The organism is Vibrio splendidus, assembly GCF_003345295.1.
GTDB classification, from domain to species: Bacteria; Pseudomonadota; Gammaproteobacteria; order Enterobacterales; family Vibrionaceae; genus Vibrio; species Vibrio splendidus_K.
On sequence record NZ_CP031055.1, the window covers coordinates 2,687,479 to 2,706,467 of the forward strand.

Sequence of the window (18,989 nt, forward strand, 5' to 3'; positions counted from 1 at the left end):
CCGCTCTATAAACCGTTAGCTTATAGCTCTTCGTTTTCTTCTTCTTTCTCTGCGCCTTTCTCTTCAAGAACAGCAGGAGTCAGTAGCAATTCACGAAGCTTAGTGTCAAGTTCCAGAGCGATCTCTGGGTTTTCACGTAGGTGCTTACAAGAGTTCGATTTACCTTGGCCGATCTTGTCGCCTTTGTAGCTGTACCAAGCGCCCGCTTTCTCTACTAGCTTATTCTTAACACCTAAATCGATAAGCTCACCTTCGCGGTTGAAGCCTTTACCGTAAAGGATTTGAGTTTCAGCTTGTTTGAATGGTGCAGCAATCTTGTTCTTAACAACCTTGATACGAGTCTCGTTACCAACAACTTCATCACCATCTTTGATTGCACCAGTACGGCGAATATCAAGACGAACAGATGCGTAGAACTTAAGTGCATTACCACCGGTTGTTGTTTCTGGGTTACCGAACATTACACCAATTTTCATACGAATTTGGTTAATGAAGATAGCCATACAGTTAGACTGTTTAAGGTTACCTGTCAGCTTACGCATTGCTTGAGAAAGCATACGTGCTTGAAGACCCATGTGGCTATCGCCCATCTCGCCTTCGATCTCAGCTTTAGGTGTTAGTGCAGCAACCGAGTCAATAACAAGAACATCGATAGCACCTGAACGAGCCAGTGCATCACAGATTTCTAGAGCTTGTTCACCGGTATCAGGTTGAGATACAAGCAAAGCATCGATATCAACACCCAACTTTTGAGCGTAGATAGGGTCAAGTGCGTGTTCCGCATCCACGAATGCACACGTTTTACCCACTCTCTGCGCTGCAGCAATAAGCTCAAGCGTTAGCGTTGTTTTACCTGATGATTCTGGACCGTAAACTTCAACGATACGTCCCATCGGTAAGCCACCAGCACCTAGTGCGATATCTAGAGATAGAGAGCCTGTAGAAATAGTTTCTACGTCCATTGTGCGGTTATCACCAAGACGCATGATAGAACCTTTACCAAATTGCTTTTCAATCTGACCAAGGGCTGCAGCTAACGCTTTTTGTTTATTCTCGTCCATTTCTATCTCCACATAATCGGTTGTCTCAACAAGCGACTTAGAATCTATTTCTAACCCACAAGGGGTGACTAATTGGCTTTTATTATACTGTTGATTCATACAGTGTCTATACCTGTATGAAAATAATTTGTACAAATGTTACTTGTCTTCCATTGATAGGTAATCATAAATAACTTGTAGGGCATGGTGCGTAGCTTGTTGGCGTACTTGTGATCTATCGCCTGTAAATACATGCGTTCCTACTTTGTTCCACCCATTTACTGCTTTCCAAGCAAAACACACAGTCCCTACGGGTTTATCTTCCGTGCCGCCGCCCGGGCCAGCAATACCGCTGATAGACACAGAAATAGTGCCGTTTGAATGTTGTAGCGCCCCGTGAGCCATTTCTATAACCACTGGCTCACTCACAGCACCAAACTCAACTAAGGTTTCAAGCTGAACACCGATCATCTCTTGTTTCGCTTCATTACTGTAGGTCACAAAAGCACGGTCAAACCATGCGGAGCTCCCTGCGATATCCGTTACCGCGCTAGCAACACCACCGCCAGTGCAAGATTCAGCCGTCACTAATACATGTTTATACTTCGCAAGTAAGTGTCCGAGTTTTTCACTAAGAGCTTGAGTCGTCTGCATCTTTGGCTTCCCTTATCTAGATGTATATCATTTGGATTTGCATCTTTTCGCATGTGTCGCTTTTCGCACGAAACGCTTTCACGTATCCTAAGCCGCAATAGAAATAAACGAAAGAAGTTAACTGTGAAAGCCGATCAAAAACATACTCCTATGATGCAGCAGTACCTAAAACTAAAAGCAGAAAATCCAGAAATTTTGCTGTTCTACCGCATGGGAGATTTCTACGAGCTTTTCTACGATGATGCAAAAAAAGCCTCTCAACTCCTCGATATTTCGCTAACCAAACGTGGCTCTTCAAATGGTGAGCCTATTCCTATGGCTGGCGTTCCATACCACGCCGTTGAAGGTTACCTTGCAAAGTTAGTGCAGTTGGGCGAGTCCGTAGCAATTTGTGAACAGATTGGTAATCCAGCAACTTCAAAGGGCCCGGTTGATCGCGCCGTCGTAAGAATTGTGACACCGGGAACCGTAACCGACGAAGCACTACTTTCTGAGCGTGTTGATAACCTGATTGCCTCTATTTACCACCACAATGGTAAATTTGGCTACGCGACGCTTGATATTACTTCTGGCCGATTCCAGCTATGTGAGCCGGAAACCGAAGAAGCAATGGCGGCAGAATTGCAGAGAACGTCACCACGTGAGCTGCTATTCCCTGAAGATTTCGAACCCGTAAATTTGATGGCAAGTCGTAATGGCAATCGCCGTCGCCCGGTATGGGAATTTGAATTAGATACAGCGAAGCAACAACTCAATCAACAATTTGGCACTCGTGACTTAGTTGGCTTTGGTGTTGAAAGCGCAAAACTAAGTTTATGCGCTGCGGGTTGTCTGATCCAATACGTTAAAGATACGCAACGTACTGCCCTTCCGCATATCCGTTCACTGACAATGGATAAGCAAGATCATTCTGTGATCCTTGATGCGGCTACTCGCCGTAATTTGGAGATTACCCAAAATCTTAGTGGCGGCACCGATAACACCCTATCTGAAGTGCTTGACCACACCGCGACGGCTATGGGTAGCCGCATGCTTAAGCGTTGGTTACATCAACCCATGCGTAATATTTCAGCTCTTGATCAACGTTTAGATGCGATTGGTGAGATGAAAGATCTGGCTCTATTTACTGAGTTACAACCAACGCTGAAACAGATCGGTGATATCGAGCGTATTCTTGCGCGTCTTGCCCTTCGTTCCGCACGTCCTCGTGATATGGCACGACTTCGCCAAGCGATGGAATACCTACCAGAGCTTGCTGAAACGCTAACGCAACTTAAACACCCATACCTAACTCAGCTTGCTCAGTATGCTTCGCCTGTGGATGAAGTATCTGAACTGCTTGAGCGTGCGATCAAAGAGAACCCACCGGTGGTTATCCGCGATGGTGGTGTGATAGCAGAAGGCTACAACGCCGAGCTAGATGAATGGCGCGACCTTGCCGCGGGTGCAACCGAGTTTCTGGATAAGCTTGAACAAGAAGAACGTGAACGTCACGGTATAGACACGCTTAAAGTTGGCTACAACAACGTCCACGGTTTCTTCATTCAGGTAAGCCGCGGACAAAGCCATCTTGTGCCACCACACTATGTTCGCCGCCAAACGCTGAAAAATGCAGAACGTTACATTATTCCTGAGCTAAAAGAGCACGAAGACAAAGTTCTCAGCTCTAAATCGAAAGCTCTAGCTATCGAGAAGCAGTTGTGGGAAGAGTTGTTTGATTTGTTATTGCCTTATTTAGAGCGACTGCAAAACATTGCATCTTCAGTGTCTCAGCTTGATGTTCTACAAAACTTAGCTGAACGTGCAGACACCCTTGATTACTGTCGTCCAACAATGACAGAGTCTGCTGGTGTACAAATTCAGGCGGGTCGTCACCCCGTAGTTGAACAAGTGATGGACGAACCTTTCATTGCTAACCCAATTGATCTGAATGATCAACGTAAGATGCTGATCATCACAGGTCCAAACATGGGCGGTAAGTCGACCTACATGCGTCAGACCGCACTCATTGCGCTGATGGCTCATATCGGTTGTTATGTACCAGCAGAAAGCGCGACGATTGGCTCTATCGACCGTATCTTTACGCGTATTGGCGCATCGGATGATTTAGCTTCGGGTCGTTCAACCTTCATGGTTGAGATGACAGAGACCGCGAATATTCTGCACAACGCAACACCAAATAGCCTTGTGTTAATGGATGAAATCGGTCGTGGTACCAGTACTTACGATGGCTTGTCATTGGCTTGGGCAAGTGCGGAATGGTTAGCTAATCAAATCAATGCGATGACACTATTTGCAACGCACTACTTTGAACTAACTGAGCTGCCTAACCAACTTCCAACACTGGCTAACGTGCACCTAGACGCGGTAGAACACGGCGACAGCATTGCCTTTATGCACGCAGTTCAAGAAGGTGCAGCAAGTAAATCTTACGGCCTTGCGGTTGCAGGATTGGCTGGCGTACCTAAAGCGGTGATCAAAAACGCACGTGCGAAACTGACTCAGCTAGAAGCATTGAGTATCGACTCTCCGACATCAAAGCCAAGTGGCGTTGATATCGCCAACCAACTGAGCCTGATACCTGAGCCGAGTGAAGTAGAACAAGCACTCGCAAATGTTGATCCAGATGATCTGACACCTCGCCAAGCGTTAGAAGAACTCTACCGTTTGAAGAAGTTGCTTTAGTCTCTTTCCAAGTAGCTTGTTATTGTCGCTTTGTACTGTCGTTTGAGTAAGCAGCATCAAATACAAAAGCCACAAACAAAAAAACGCTGACTTAGAGTCAGCGTTTTTATTTGTCTTCTATTCAAAGAAACATCATCAGTTCATTTAGTCGTTTTCTACATTGAACAGATTTTCCATATTCAGACCTTGCTTGATAAGAATCTCACGTAGACGGCGAAGGCCTTCAACTTGGATTTGACGAACACGTTCACGAGTCAGGCTAATTTCACGGCCTACTTCTTCTAGTGTTGACGGTTCGTAACCCAGTAGTCCAAAGCGACGTGCAAGCACCTCTTTCTGCTTAGGATTCAGCTCATCAAGCCAGAAAATCAACGAGTTCTTGATATCGCTATCTTGAGTTGAAACCTCAGGATCTGAATTGTTGATGTCTGGAATAATATCCAACAGTGCTTTCTCACCGTCACCACCAATTGGCGTATCAACAGAGCTCACTCTTTCGTTTAGACGAAGCATCTTACTCACATCACCAACAGGCTTATCTAGCTTAGAAGCAATTTCTTCCGCCGTTGGTTCATGGTCAAGTTTTTGTGATAGCTCTCTTGCGGTACGCAGGTAGATGTTCAGCTCTTTCACAACATGGATTGGTAAACGGATAGTGCGAGTCTGATTCATTAACGCACGTTCAATGGTTTGACGAATCCACCATGTCGCGTAAGTTGAGAAGCGGAAACCACGTTCTGGGTCAAATTTCTCTACGGCGCGAATCAAACCTAGGTTGCCTTCTTCAATAAGATCAAGAAGTGCAAGACCACGGTTACTATAACGACGTGAAATTTTTACCACTAAACGCAGGTTACTTTCGATCATGCGTTTACGTGCCGCTTCATCACCGCGTAGAGCTCGACGTGCATAAAGCACTTCTTCTTCAGCGGTTAGTAGTGGTGAGAAACCGATTTCGCCTAGATAAAGCTGAGTAGCATCTAAACTTTTAGACGTAACTTCAACTTCTTCTTTCGCTTCGGTTTTCTTTTTGACTGTTCGTTTTGCTTTTCCAAGAGCTTCCGGTTCCGTGGTTGCTTGGTTAAGATCGAACTCTTCTTTGGTTACTGCATTGCTTATACTCATAACGCCTCCCCCTGGCGAAATTAGCATGACATCACAACTTGATATGTCGCTAAATGACTATGTCACTCCATACAATACGTAATTTTTGCATATTGTATTTAAGGTAAATATCTTTTGGGATTAACCGATTTACCTTGGTAACGAATCTCAAAGTGCAGCCTAACACTGCTGGCTCCAGAGCTTCCCATAGTTGCAATCTTCTGCCCTGGTTTCACACTTTGCCCTTCAGATACTAATAGTCGGTCGTTATGCGCGTATGCACTTAAGTAATTATCATTGTGCTTCACAATCACTAGATTGCCGTAGCCTCGTAGTGCATTACCCGAATAAACAACCGTTCCCCCTGCAGTAGATACTATTGGCTGACCTCGCTGTCCTGCTATGTCGATGCCTTTATTTCCTTGTTCGCCTACAGAGAAATTCTTGATTACTCTCCCTTTAGTTGGCCATAACCATTTGGATACTTTATCACTTGTTGGTTTGGTGGACGGTGTAACATTCTGTTTACCTTTAGAACCAACATACTCCTTTGATTTGGATTGTTCAACCTTCTTTGGTGGATCTTTTTTCACCACTTTGGTGGTAGTTTGAGCTGGAGCAGGTTTAGAGTTTTTACTCTTCTGTGGCGTAGTTTTCGGTTTACTTGCCGCAGATGAAGTTGTGGATGCCGCGACAGGCGCCGCAACGGCTGCAACCGCTACTGTTGATTTACCATACGCTGGCGCATTGTAACTCGGGCGCCACAACTTAAGCTTCTGCCCCGGGTGGATAGTGTAAGGAGCAGCGAGTTTGTTATAACCGATGAGGTCTTTAACGTCTTTATTGGTGACATAAGCAATGAAGTAAAGGGTGTCGCCTTTTTTTACTTCATAGTAACTGCCGCGATAACTACCACGATCAATCGATGAGTAATTCTTGTTTAGGCTTGAAACGGGCGCAGGTGAATTCGCCGCACACCCAACAAGTACACAACTAAGCAATAAAGTACTTCCTTTTAACAACTTCGAACGCATCTACTCTCTATCCACCTACACCATTAGTCTTTTATTAAGCTAGCTCACCAGGGACGAGAGGTACAAATCTCACCATCTCGATAACACTCGATAAAAACTCGTCACCATGGCGAACAATCTTCAACAATTGCTGTTCGTCATCACCGACAGGAATCAATAAGCGACCACCATCTTTCAGCTGTTGCAAAAGCGCTTGAGGAATCGACTCTGCAGCAGCAGTTACGATAATCGCATCAAAAGGGGCTTTCGAAGACCACCCTTGCCAGCCATCACCGTGCTTGGTTGAAATATTGTAGAAATCGAGCTGTTTAAGACGACGCTTGGCATCCCATTGCAATGATTTAATTCTTTCAACCGAATACACATGATCAACCAGTTGAGCCAAGACCGCCGTTTGATAACCTGAACCGGTTCCGATTTCTAAAACACGGCTATCTTGCTGTAATTCTAGCAACTCTGTCATCTTAGCGACAATGTAAGGCTGAGAAATCGTCTGGCCCTGTCCGATAGGAAGCGCATTATTATCATAAGCTTGATGATACATCGCCTGTGATAAAAAACTCTCTCTCGGCAGTTGATAAATAGCATCAAGAACCTTTTGATCCTGAATGCCATTTTCAATCAGAAAAGTAATTAAGCGCTCTGCATGCGGATTACTCACTTACTTCTCCCCTAACCATGTTGTCATCGCACCTAACGACTCGTGTGCAGTCAGGTCAACTTGTAACGGTGTTACCGATACAAAGCCATGCTCGATAGCGTAAAAATCCGTGCCTTCGCCGGCATCTTGCTCTTTTCCCGGAGGACCAAGCCAATAGATATCATGACCTCGTGGGTCTTTTTGCTTAATCATATCTTCAGCATGATGACGAGCACCTAAGCGTGTCACCTGAGTACCAGACAACTGTTCTAAAGCTAAATCAGGGATATTGACGTTTAACAGGCGATTGGTTGGGATTGGGTTTACTAAATGTTGTTCGACGATACGACGAGCAATAGCCGCCGCTGTCTTAAAATGTTTTTTACCCACCAGAGAAAACGCCACCGATTGAACGCCTAAAAAGTGCCCTTCCATTGCGGCTGCCACTGTGCCTGAATAAAGCACATCGTCACCCAAGTTAGCACCATGATTAATACCCGTTAATACCAGATCAGGCATATCATTCTTTAGCAGTTCATTTAACGCAAAATGTACACAGTCGGTCGGTGTTCCTTGTACCGAATATGTATTTTCGGTAATTTCTTGAACACGTAAAGGCTGTTCTAAAGTTAATGAATTTGAAGCGCCCGAGCGATTACGGTCAGGTGCAACAATGATAATTTCAGCAAGATCACGTAATTCATTGGCTAGCTCATGAATACCTTGAGCATGCACACCATCATCGTTGCTGAGTAAAATCTTCATCTTGTATCCTTTCTTTTTGTTCCAATGCCAAGTCACTTAATTTCCGATATCAAGTGACTTCGCTCCAAGCAGAATCGTTATTGCTCGTAGCTTCTCTCTACGTGAACTTCTTCAACCAATTCACGAACAATAGCGGTTGCGAAACAACCTGCATCGAGAGAGAACTTAAGAGTGACATTGTCTTCGTTCACTTCCCACGCTAAACCCATCGGCTTCAGCGAAGCTTCACGGCGATCATGGCGCATACGGTTGCCACAAATCAGAGCCATTAGATCCGGTTCAGCATCAAGGTGTTTCTGCTCTAGAGCTTGAGACTCACCGCTCGTCGGTAACGCATTATCTCCAGCCAAAGCAACGGTAATAAACGCAGAACCGTTCGCGATATCTTGATTTACCGTTTCGATATTGTCTGCCGTCACAGCTAATTGCGCGCCGTCTTTAACGACGATATCGCCAACCAATGCCGACGCAAACGCATCTTGCTCAATACGGTCAGAAAGAATTAAGTTGTAAATCCAAGAACGAGCCGCAGAAAGATACAAGCTACGCTTATTTTGATTACGCGTACGAACGTTTTCACGACCCCAACGGCGAGCTTCAGATAAGTTGTTACCTTCATTACCAAAGCGCTGAGCACCGAAGTAATTTGGCACACCAACTTGAGCGACTTTTTCTAAACGCTTTACCACATCATCACAATCCGTTACTTCAGACAAAGTCAGCTCGAATTGGTTGCCAACTAAATCGCCTGGACGTAACTTTTTGTTGTGACGTGCTGTCGCCAAGATCTCAATGCTTGGGTATTGTGCGAGAAAAGCAGAAAAATCAGGTTCACCTTTTGGTAGATGCACGCTCAACCACTGTTCTGTCACAGCATGACGGTCTTTCAAACCAGCCCAGCTCACGTCTTTCGACTTAACACCACACGCTTTAGCCAGTTCGTTTGCTACGAAGCTCGTGTTCTCACCAGTTTTACGAATACGCACCATTAAGTGCTCGCCTTCACCAGTAAACTCAAAACCCAAGTCTTCATTAACGACAAAGTGTTCGGCTTTTGCTTTTAGTTTTGCTTTCGCAGTTGGTTTACCGTTTAGGTAAGCCAATGAAGATAAAATATCTGACATGCTGTTCTTTTCGTGTTGGTGCTTACGCACTTTTAGTAATTAGGACCACCGCTTCACATGCGATGCCCTCTTTGCGACCTGTAAAACCTAAACGCTCAGTAGTCGTGGCTTTTACATTCACATTGCTAATGCTTGTTTCTAAATCTTGAGCAATGGCTTGGCACATAGAGTCTATATGAGGAGCCATCTTTGGAGCTTGCGCCATGATAGTAATATCCGCATTACCAATCACATAACCTTGCTCTTTTACTCGACGGTAAACATCTTTAAGTAATTCGCGGCTATCTGCGCCTTTCCATTCATCATCCGTATCAGGGAAATGACGACCAATATCACCCGCTGCAATTGAACCCAGTAAAGCATCGCATAATGCGTGCAGGGCAACATCACCGTCTGAGTGTGCGATAAGACCCTGCTCATAAGGGACACTCACGCCACCAATAATTACCGGGCCTTCACCACCAAATTTGTGTACATCAAAGCCATGGCCAATACGAATCATCATTATTCCTTATTCTGACTTAAATAGAACTCAGCCAAAGCCAAATCTTCAGGCTGAGTAATCTTAAAATTATCTGAACGCCCAGCAATCAGTGCTGGTGATAAACCTTTCCACTCAAACGCAGACGCTTCATCGGTAATTGAAACACCTTGTTGCAAGGCTTCACTCAATACTTTCCGTAAAGGCTTAGATCGGAACATCTGAGGGGTAAGCGCATGCCAGAGATCGACGCGATCGACCGTGTGTTCAATTTGTCCTTGAGCACCGCGTTTCATTGTATCGCGAACAGGCGCCGCTAAAATCGCGCCAACATCATGGGTCATAGCACCAGAGATCAGTTTGTCGATATCACTCAATTGGATACAAGGCCTAGCGGCATCATGCACCATCACCCAATCACTGAGTTGCTGTTGGGCAATATAGCCCAAAGCAGAAAGCACCGAGTCGGCTCGTTCCGTCCCGCCGGACACTCTGATCACCTGTGGATTAAGGTTAAGCGGTAATTCAGGGTAATAAGGATCATCATCACTGACCGCTACCACGATTTTAGACACCTGAGGGTGAGACAACAGTTTCTCAACGGTGTGCTCTAAAATCGTTTTACCGTGAATTTGAAGATATTGCTTGGGACGGTCGGCCTTCATTCGGCTGCCAACGCCCGCAGCGGGTACCACTGCAATAACGCTTTGAAGTTGGTTCGACATTAATGAGATTCCTCACCAATAATACGATAAAACGTTTCGCCTTCTTTCACCATTCCAAGCTCATGACGTGCGCGCTCTTCAATCGCGTCTAAGCCTTGGCGTAGATCGTCAATTTCCGCAAACATCTCAGCATTACGAAGATGAAGCTTTTCATTTACTTGCCGCTGAACTTGGATTTCGTTGTTCACACCGTAGTAATCAGAAATACCATTTTTACCGAGCCACAGTGTGTGTTGTAGCCAGCCAAACACTATGAGCAGTACTAAAGCAAAAATTCGCATAACACCTTTCGCCGGTTGAAAAAGAAGGAACTAGAATAAGGCACATATATACCATAATGAGCTTATTGGTGCGAGATATGTGGTGTCAGGGAATCAATAAGTCGGGGAATTATTGTTGTTCGAAACCTGTGATGAGAGTCCCACCTCCCTCCTCCGTCAGCCTATGGAGTCACGTATTAGATAAACCAATACCTGCAAAAGAGAAAACAACACACACCACCCAACGACATCTAACCACGCCATTCCCAGAAGGAGGAACGACTGAATTGGGAATCTATCACTCTTAATGTAAACAAGAGATTCCCTATGCCTTCCTTCTTCAGTCTAGGGAATGACGTATTTTAGGCAAAAAAAAACGCCCTACCGAAGTAGAGCGTTTTCAAAAGCTTTAAGCTAATAATTCAGAGTGAATTATTGACCTTTAACTTCTTTAAGACCGTTGAAAGGAGCTTTAGAACCTAGAGCTTCTTCGATACGGATAAGTTGGTTGTACTTAGCAACACGGTCAGAACGGCTCATAGAACCAGTTTTGATTTGACCTGCAGCTGTACCTACCGCTAGATCAGCGATAGTTGCATCTTCAGTTTCGCCAGAACGGTGAGAGATTACTGCAGTGTAGCCAGCGTCTTTAGCCATCTTGATAGCAGCTAGAGTCTCTGTTAGAGAACCGATTTGGTTGAACTTGATAAGGATAGAGTTAGCTACGCCTTTCTCGATACCTTCAGCAAGAATCTTAGTGTTTGTAACGAAAAGATCGTCACCAACGATTTGAAGCTTGTCGCCTAGAAGTTCAGTTTGGTGCTTGAAGCCATCCCAATCTGACTCGTCAAGACCGTCTTCGATAGAAACGATTGGGAAGTTGTTCGCTAGTTCAGCTAGGTAGTGGTTGAACTCTTCAGAAGTGAAAGTTTTACCTTCGCCCTTCATGTTGTAGATGCCAGCTTCTTTGTCGAAGAACTCAGATGCTGCACAGTCCATAGCAAGAGTAACGTCTTTACCTAGTTCGTAACCAGCAGCTGCAACAGCTTCTGCGATAACTTCTAGAGCTTCAGCGTTAGATTTAAGGTTAGGAGCGAAACCACCTTCATCACCAACTGCAGTGCTGTAGCCTTTAGACTTAAGAACTTTAGCTAGGTTGTGGAATACTTCAGCGCCGATACGCAGACCTTCTTTAAGAGTTTTAGCGCCAACTGGTTGGATCATGAACTCTTGGATGTCAACGTTGTTATCAGCGTGCTCGCCACCGTTGATGATGTTCATCATTGGTAGAGGCATAGAGAACTGACCAGCAGTACCGTTTAGCTCAGCAATGTGCTCGTATAGAGGCATGCCTTTAGCAGCAGCAGCAGCTTTTGCGTTAGCTAGAGAAACAGCAAGGATAGCGTTAGCGCCAAACTTAGACTTGTTCTCAGTACCGTCTAGATCAAGCATAACTTGGTCAACGTCAGCTTGTGCTTTAGCGTCTTTACCAACTAGAGCGTCAGCGATTGGGCCGTTTACAGCTTCAATTGCTTTAAGAACACCTTTACCTAGGAAACGTGATTTGTCGCCGTCACGTAGCTCAAGAGCTTCGCGAGAACCAGTAGATGCGCCAGATGGAGCAGCAGCCATACCTACGAAACCGCCTTCTAGGTGTACTTCAGCTTCTACAGTTGGGTTACCACGTGAATCGATGATTTCACGACCTAGAACTTTAACGATCTTAGACATTGAATGTTTCCTTCTCGTTGAATATATAAATGTCAAATTTAAAGGTAGCAGCACAACTTACGCAGCTACCTGGATTCCTTTTTACTTTTCTAATTCGCCGCGCTGGAATTCGCCAGCCGCTTTAACGAAACCTGCAAACAATGGGTGACCATCGCGAGGTGTTGAAGTGAACTCTGGGTGGAACTGAGCAGCAACAAACCATGGGTGGTTCGGGTTCTCAATAACTTCAACCAGTTTCTTGTCCGCAGACAGACCCGATACTTTTAGGCCCGCTTTTTCGATTTGTGGACGAAGATTGTTGTTCACTTCGTAACGGTGACGGTGACGTTCATGGATCGTCGCGCTACCGTATAATTCGTAAGCTTTCGTCCCTTTCGCTAGGTGACAAAGCTGTGAACCAAGACGCATTGTGCCGCCTAGGTCAGATTTTTCAGTACGCTCTTCAACTTTACCTTCGCCGTCAATCCACTCAGTGATTAGGCCAACAACAGGGAATTTAGTTTCTTTGCAGAATTCAGAAGAATGTGCACCTTCCATCTTCGCAACGTTACGAGCGTACTCAATAAGAGCAACTTGCATACCTAGACAGATACCTAAGTAAGGTACTTTGTTTTCACGAGCGTATTGTGCAGCAAGGATCTTTCCTTCAACACCACGGTCGCCAAAGCCACCAGGAACTAGGATTGCATCTAGGTCTTGTAGAATTTCTGTGCCTTTAGATTCAACATCTTGTGAATCTACATATTTAATTGTGACACTTAGGCGGTTTTTCAAGCCTGCGTGTTTCAGCGCTTCATTTACTGATTTGTATGCGTCAGGCAGTTCAATGTACTTACCAACCATACCAATCGTCACTTCACCCGTTGGGTTAGCTTCTTCGTAAATTACTTGTTCCCACTCAGACAAATCAGCTTCTGGTGCATTGATACCGAAACGCGTACATACAAGATCATCAATGCCTTGAGCACGGATTAACTGTGGGATCTTGTAGATTGAATCTACGTCTTTCATAGAGATAACGGCTTTTTCTTGTACATTACAGAAAAGAGCAATTTTCTTACGTTCGTTTGCTGGGATAACACGATCTGAACGACAAACTAGGATGTCAGGTTGAATACCGATAGACAGTAGCTCTTTTACAGAGTGTTGCGTTGGCTTAGTTTTCACTTCACCCGCAGCTGCTAAGTATGGCACTAGAGTAAGGTGCATGAACATTGCGCGTTCACGGCCTAGTTCTACTGCTAACTGACGAATCGCTTCCATGAATGGTAGAGATTCGATATCACCAACAGTACCACCAACTTCAACAAGCGCGATATCGTGGCCTTTAGCGCCAGAGATTACACGTTCTTTGATAGAGTTAGTGATGTGAGGAATAACCTGGATTGTTGCACCTAGGTAGTCACCACGACGTTCATTACGTAGAACGTCAGCATAAACACGACCTGCTGTGAAGTTGTTACGCTTAGTCATCTTGGTGCGAATGAATCGCTCATAGTGACCAAGGTCAAGGTCAGTTTCAGCGCCATCTTCCGTAACGAACACTTCACCGTGCTGAGTCGGGCTCATAGTGCCTGGATCAACGTTGATGTAAGGGTCAAGCTTCATCATAGTCACTTTAAGACCACGAGCTTCTAAAATAGCCGCAAGAGATGCTGCTGCAATACCTTTACCTAGAGAGGATACAACCCCGCCAGTAACAAAAATGTAATTTGTCGTCATGTTTAACCTGAAATTGGTTGAATGAGGGAAATGGATTACTTCTGGACGGGATGAAAATATACCAGAAGCCCCTTATCGCCACAACGTGAAATCTATCACACTGCAATTTTTTATTTTTTGCTTCAAATCAATTCATGATAAAAGCTTTGATGATCTTTTCTCCGCCACTTTGACTTCATCCCACATGGAATCAAGCTGTTGTAGAGAAAAGTCGGTCAAAATTTTATCTTGCTGACCAACTTTTTGTTCCACACCTTTAAAGCGGCGTGAAAATTTCAGATTGGCTTTATTGAGAGCCGTTTCTGGATTTTTACCCAAATGTCGCACTAAATTGACGGTAGCAAACAACAAATCACCCAGTTCTTCTTCAACTAAATCTTCGTTTGGCGTTACTTGAAGTGCTTTTTCTAGCACCTCATCAACTTCCTCTAAAACCTTATCAGCGACGGGACCAATAGAGTCCCAATCAAAGCCAAACTTCGCGACTTGCTTTTGAATCTTTGTAGCACGCGAAAGTGCAGGTAGAGAGTTTGGTATTGAGTCTAGAATACTTTCTTGAGTTTTGCCTGCCTGTGCTTTTTCTTTGGCTTTTTCAGCTTCCCAGTTCGCATTAATTTCTTCATCACTGGCAAACTCAGTATCAGAGAACACATGCGGATGGCGGCGCGTCAGCTTCTCATTGATACCGTCGACCACATCAGAGAACTCAAACAAGCCCTGCTCTTTAGCTAATTGACTGTAGAAGATCACCTGAAACAACAGGTCACCCAACTCTTCTTGTAGGTTTGGCCAATCTTTGTTGTGAATCGCGTCCACCACCTCATACGTCTCTTCGATAGTATGCGGCACAATTGTTTCAAAATTTTGTTTCAAATCCCAAGGACAGCCACCTTCAGGATCGCGCAGCTTAGTCATGATCTGTTCAAGTTGTTCAATCGGGTGATTCATCTTTTTCTTCCTATTCACTGTCTTTGATTTTTAAACTTATAGCTTCACTGAAACTAAAAGGTACTAAAGCTAAAAAGTACTCAAACTAAAAGATATTAGAACTAAAAAAGGTGAGCGGCCAAACCACTCACCTTTGTTGATACTGTCTAATTCTCTAAATTACGCATCTTTCACTAAGCAGTTGTTACTTTAACAAAGCAACAAGCTTTCGCGATTCCTGAGCATAGCTCGCCTATGTGATGGAACAAGAAAGCGCAGTTAACGCAGTAAAAGTGACTAATGCAACGTGAAAGTTAGCCTAGGCGTTTTACGCTCATGACATCTTTGATCTGCTCTACTCGACTGGTCACTCGACTCAGAATCTCAATATTGGTCACTTCCAAATCAAAATCCATCACCGACAGTTGACGTTTATAGTCAATACGGCTCTTCATTGTCGTCACACTGACTTTTTCGTTCAAGAACAGTGATGTTATATCTTTCAACAAGCCTGTGCGCTCTAGGGCCTCGACACGCAGCGTTAAGATATACGAGCCGACAAAACCATCGCCCCACACAGTATCGATGATACGTTCGGGTGCATGTAGGTTAAGTTCACTTAACTGTTCGCAATCGCTACGGTGCACTGAAATACCGCGACCTTGAGTTATGTAACCTTTGATCACATCGCCTGGGATTGGCTGGCAACAACGAGCCAAGTGGGTCATTAGGTTATCGACACCTTCAACGACGACGGCATCCTTTTTCGGACGACTCTGATGAGCGGGCTTATTGTCAGACTCAAGCAACTTTTCGAGCGCTTTTTTATCTTCTTCTTCCGCTGTCGGCTTGTTGACCAAAGCATTGATGTGATTAACGACTTGGTTGATACGCATATCGCCGCTACCAATACCCGCATACAGTTCATCTGGAGTATTGACGTTGAATCGTTTCAGCGCGTATTGCTCGGCATCTTTCAGCGTCGCTCCGACTCTGCCTAGCTCGACTTCTAGAATATCTCGTCCAGCTTCAAGGTTTTTCTCACGACTCTGAGCGCGGAACCAAGCGTTAATTTTTGCACGAGCTCGACTTGAATGAACAAAGCCTGTGGTCGGGTTTAACCAATCACGTGATGGATTAGGTTCTTTTTGAGTGATGATCTCAACTTGATCGCCCATCGCCAACTTATGAGTAAACGGGACGATTCGACCTGCGACTTTGGCACCGATACAACGGTGCCCAACCATCGAATGGATGTGGTAAGCAAAATCCAACGGTGTTGCACCCATTGGTAAATCGACCACATCACCACGAGGTGTAAAGGCATAAACACGGTCATCAAAGACTTGGCTACGCACTTCATCCAGCATTTCACCAGAATCCGACATCTCTTCTTGCCAGTCGATAAGCTTACGAAGCCAGGTGATTTTCTCATCGTAGCCACTGCGTACGCCGCTTGAAGCACCTTCTTTGTACTTCCAGTGCGCAGCAACGCCCAATTCAGAGTCTTCATGCATCTGCTTGGTACGGATCTGAATTTCAATGGTCTTGCCTTCAGGGCCAAGAACTACGGTATGAATCGATTGATAACCGTTAGGTTTAGGGTTCGCCACATAGTCATCAAATTCACTTGGGAGGTGTTTATATTTGGTGTGAACCACACCTAAACCGGCATAACAGTCTTGCAGTTGGTCTGCGATAATACGCACCGCACGCACGTCAAAAAGCTCATCAAACTCTAAGCCTTTTTTCTGCATTTTACGCCAAATACTGTAGATGTGTTTTGGTCGACCGCTGACTTCAGCATTGATGCTTGAGCGGTTCATTTCTGACGTTAAATCGTCAACAAAGTCAGTGATGTATTGTTCGCGCACGATACGGCGCTCAGACAGCTGTTTAGCAATCTGCTTATAGATATCTGGTTGTTGGTAGCGGAAAGCGTAATCTTCAATTTCCCACTTTAGCTGACCAATACCTAAACGGTTTGCTAGAGGTGCATAAATGTTGGCACACTCTTTTGCTGCCGCACGGCGCACAGCATCAGGGGCCTTTTTTACTTCTATTAGGTTACAAATTCGCTCTGCTAGTTTGATGACGACGCAGCGGAAGTCATCCACCATCGCAAGCAGCATTCGTCGAACATTATCGACTTGACCCGAGGCAGCACTGCCTTCAAGGGTGACGTTTAGCTGGCCCAAAGCCGCCATTTCTTCCACGCCATCAATCAGCTTTACGGTTTCCTTTCCGTAACTTTCTTCAAACGCTTCACGCTCAAAAACACCGCTTGATACGACAGGGAAAAGTTGCGCTGCCACTAAAGTTGCGCGATCCATAGACAAGGTGACCAAGATTTCAATCATCTCGCGCCCACGCCAAAGCAAGAGTTCGCCTTGCTCATGATCTTTTAATAGCTCTTCACAGTGACGATAAACTTTGGTCAGTTTATTCGAGGTTTTTGCGTCTTGATTCAGTGACGCAATCCAATTATCTAGCTCAAACTGTTCGCTTGGGTTTAAATGTGCGCTTCGTACCGCAACCATCATGCCTTCCTAGTTATTATGTTTTATACCCAATTCAATATGACTAACTGATTCCAAGTTAGTTCGACTCATATTGATATCAGCGCAGGCTTCCCTGCACCTTTGTGATTCATTTTTAAGCCTTGTTTAAGGGCCTCTAAGCCTTGATAAAGAGAGCCATCGATTCTAGATGACTGGTGTGTGGGAACATGTCCAACATACCCAGCTTGGCTAATTGATAGCCTTGCTTTTCTAAGCTCTCTGAATCTCTAGCTAGAGTAGCAGGATTACACGAAACATAAACCACACGCTTCGCTCCTAACCCTGAAATTTGATCAACGATCCCACTCGCTCCAGCACGTGCTGGATCAAGTAAGATTTTATCAAATCTTTCTTTTGCCCAAGGCTGTGAAGATAGCTCTTCTTCAAGATTCGCTTGATAGAATTCTGTATTACTCAATTGATTTAAAGTTGCGTTAGATGTGGCCTGTTGAACCATTTCATCAACACCTTCAACACCCACTACAAACGCAGATTGTTGTGCAATAGGCAAACTGAAGTTCCCTAAGCCACAAAACAGGTCGAGCACTCGCTCATCGGCTTGAGGCTCTAGCCACTCAATTGCTTGAGCAACCATTTTCTGGTTCACTTTCTGGTTAACTTGGATAAAGTGGTTTGGCTCAAAAGGTAAAGTCACGCCTGTTTCGCTATAAGCTGGCGCATCACCGACTAAACGAACGAGCTTGTCCGTTTCAGGCATAGTATACAACGTGGCACCTTCCGCTTTAGCGAGTGCAATCAATGCTTGCTCATCTTTCTCAACCAAAGGCTTAAGGTGACGCAGCACCATCACCGGGCCAGTATCGCCCAACACCAATTCAACGTGTCCTAAAGACGTAAGGTTGCTGAAAGTATTGAGTAAACTTTTCAATTTTGGCAGCAATACATTAAGGCGAGGATCCAGCACGGCACAATCGGTGATGTTTTCAATCTGCTTACTTTGTTTCTTACGGAAACCGAACTGAAGCTGCTGTGTCTTCTTATCAACAAACAGGCTGATACGCGCGCGACGTCGATAACCGGTTTCATCACCCACAATCGGCTCAACAACTTCGGTGTTAGCCGTTTGGTATTGACTCATCAGGTGCGTCAAAGATTGCGATTTATGCTCAACCTGAGAAGCGTAACCAAGATGTTGAAGGTGACAGCCACCACACTGATTAAAGTGCTTACAGAATGGCTTTAAACGTAGCTCACTCGGTTTAAGTAATTTGATGAGTTTTGCTCGCGAAAACTTACTTTTGCTCTCAGTAAGTTGAATAACCACCTGCTCACCGGGCAATGCGCCATCAATGAAAACAGGTTTATTCTTCTGATAAGCGATGCCAGCGCCATTGTGATCCATTCGTTCAACCAAAACCGATTGATGCTTGGTCTCGAGTTGAGTTTTCTTTTTTGGTTGGAAAAAACGTGCCATTGCTTGTGCCTAATGTATCTTTTAATAAGTAATTGGTATCCAGGACTCACTATTATGTCTTGGAATCATTGTCGAACGTCACGGCTTTGATTAAGCTTACC

The 18,989-nt window shown here is 44.8% G+C and carries 16 protein-coding genes; 1 reads left to right on the top strand and 15 read right to left on the bottom strand.

Going from position 1 to position 18,989, the window contains the following annotated elements; all coding sequences use genetic code 11:
- Positions 1 to 20 precede the first annotated feature (20 nt).
- The gene (recA, locus tag DUN60_RS11765; RefSeq protein WP_004735435.1) at positions 21 to 1,061 is read right to left on the bottom strand and encodes a recombinase RecA; all 1,041 of its coding nucleotides are present in this window, start codon (positions 1,059 to 1,061) and stop codon (positions 21 to 23) included.
- Positions 1,062 to 1,199: 138 nt separating this feature from the next.
- Positions 1,200 to 1,694, bottom strand: a complete 495-nt coding sequence (gene pncC, locus DUN60_RS11770) for a nicotinamide-nucleotide amidase (RefSeq protein WP_114634004.1) — start codon at positions 1,692 to 1,694, stop codon at positions 1,200 to 1,202.
- Positions 1,695 to 1,817: 123 nt separating this feature from the next.
- Between pncC and mutS the strand changes: the two genes are divergently transcribed.
- Entirely contained in the window at positions 1,818 to 4,379 is a 2,562-nt protein-coding gene (gene mutS, locus DUN60_RS11775; RefSeq protein WP_114634005.1) for a DNA mismatch repair protein MutS, read from the top strand.
- Positions 4,380 to 4,523: 144 nt separating this feature from the next.
- Here mutS and rpoS read toward each other — a convergent pair whose 3' ends face one another.
- The 13 genes from rpoS to rlmD all read right to left on the bottom strand — a co-directional run bounded on the left by rpoS (position 4,524) and on the right by rlmD (position 18,888).
- Positions 4,524 to 5,504, bottom strand: coding sequence for an RNA polymerase sigma factor RpoS (gene rpoS, locus DUN60_RS11780; RefSeq protein WP_004735404.1), 981 nt, complete (start codon positions 5,502 to 5,504; stop codon positions 4,524 to 4,526).
- Between the two features lie 98 nt (positions 5,505 to 5,602).
- Complete coding sequence (nlpD, locus tag DUN60_RS11785) at positions 5,603 to 6,517, bottom strand: murein hydrolase activator NlpD (protein WP_114634006.1); 915 nt, start codon at positions 6,515 to 6,517, stop codon at positions 5,603 to 5,605.
- 34 nt (positions 6,518 to 6,551) lie between these two features.
- Positions 6,552 to 7,178, bottom strand: coding sequence for a protein-L-isoaspartate(D-aspartate) O-methyltransferase (locus tag DUN60_RS11790; RefSeq protein WP_004735402.1), 627 nt, complete (start codon positions 7,176 to 7,178; stop codon positions 6,552 to 6,554).
- Positions 7,179 to 7,922 (bottom strand): 5'/3'-nucleotidase SurE, encoded by a 744-nt coding sequence (gene surE, locus DUN60_RS11795; protein WP_102436062.1) that lies wholly within the window; start codon positions 7,920 to 7,922, stop codon positions 7,179 to 7,181. It lies immediately after the preceding gene.
- Positions 7,923 to 7,999: 77 nt separating this feature from the next.
- Positions 8,000 to 9,046, bottom strand: a complete 1,047-nt coding sequence (gene truD, locus DUN60_RS11800) for a tRNA pseudouridine(13) synthase TruD (RefSeq protein WP_114634007.1) — start codon at positions 9,044 to 9,046, stop codon at positions 8,000 to 8,002.
- 22 nt (positions 9,047 to 9,068) lie between these two features.
- Positions 9,069 to 9,548: a 2-C-methyl-D-erythritol 2,4-cyclodiphosphate synthase gene (gene ispF / locus DUN60_RS11805; RefSeq protein ID WP_004735397.1), complete on the bottom strand. Its 480-nt coding sequence runs from the start codon at positions 9,546 to 9,548 to the stop codon at positions 9,069 to 9,071.
- 2 nt (positions 9,549 to 9,550) lie between these two features.
- Positions 9,551 to 10,252 (bottom strand): 2-C-methyl-D-erythritol 4-phosphate cytidylyltransferase, encoded by a 702-nt coding sequence (gene ispD, locus DUN60_RS11810; protein ID WP_114634008.1) that lies wholly within the window; start codon positions 10,250 to 10,252, stop codon positions 9,551 to 9,553.
- Complete coding sequence (gene ftsB, locus DUN60_RS11815; RefSeq protein WP_114634009.1) at positions 10,252 to 10,533, bottom strand: cell division protein FtsB; 282 nt, start codon at positions 10,531 to 10,533, stop codon at positions 10,252 to 10,254. The genes ispD and ftsB overlap by 1 nt, the downstream gene beginning before the upstream one ends.
- Positions 10,534 to 10,944: 411 nt before the next feature.
- On the bottom strand, positions 10,945 to 12,243 hold the full coding sequence (gene eno / locus DUN60_RS11820) for a phosphopyruvate hydratase (RefSeq protein WP_004735393.1): 1,299 nt from the start codon (positions 12,241 to 12,243) through the stop codon (positions 10,945 to 10,947).
- An 81-nt stretch (positions 12,244 to 12,324) separates the two neighbouring features.
- Entirely contained in the window at positions 12,325 to 13,965 is a 1,641-nt protein-coding gene (locus DUN60_RS11825) for a CTP synthase (protein WP_114634010.1), read from the bottom strand.
- 132 nt (positions 13,966 to 14,097) lie between these two features.
- Positions 14,098 to 14,913: a nucleoside triphosphate pyrophosphohydrolase gene (gene mazG, locus DUN60_RS11830; protein ID WP_114634011.1), complete on the bottom strand. Its 816-nt coding sequence runs from the start codon at positions 14,911 to 14,913 to the stop codon at positions 14,098 to 14,100.
- A gap of 293 nt (positions 14,914 to 15,206) precedes the next feature.
- The gene (gene relA, locus DUN60_RS11835) at positions 15,207 to 17,432 is read right to left on the bottom strand and encodes a GTP diphosphokinase (protein ID WP_004735390.1); all 2,226 of its coding nucleotides are present in this window, start codon (positions 17,430 to 17,432) and stop codon (positions 15,207 to 15,209) included.
- Between the two features lie 136 nt (positions 17,433 to 17,568).
- Positions 17,569 to 18,888, bottom strand: coding sequence for a 23S rRNA (uracil(1939)-C(5))-methyltransferase RlmD (rlmD, locus tag DUN60_RS11840; protein WP_114634012.1), 1,320 nt, complete (start codon positions 18,886 to 18,888; stop codon positions 17,569 to 17,571).
- Positions 18,889 to 18,989 lie beyond the last annotated feature (101 nt).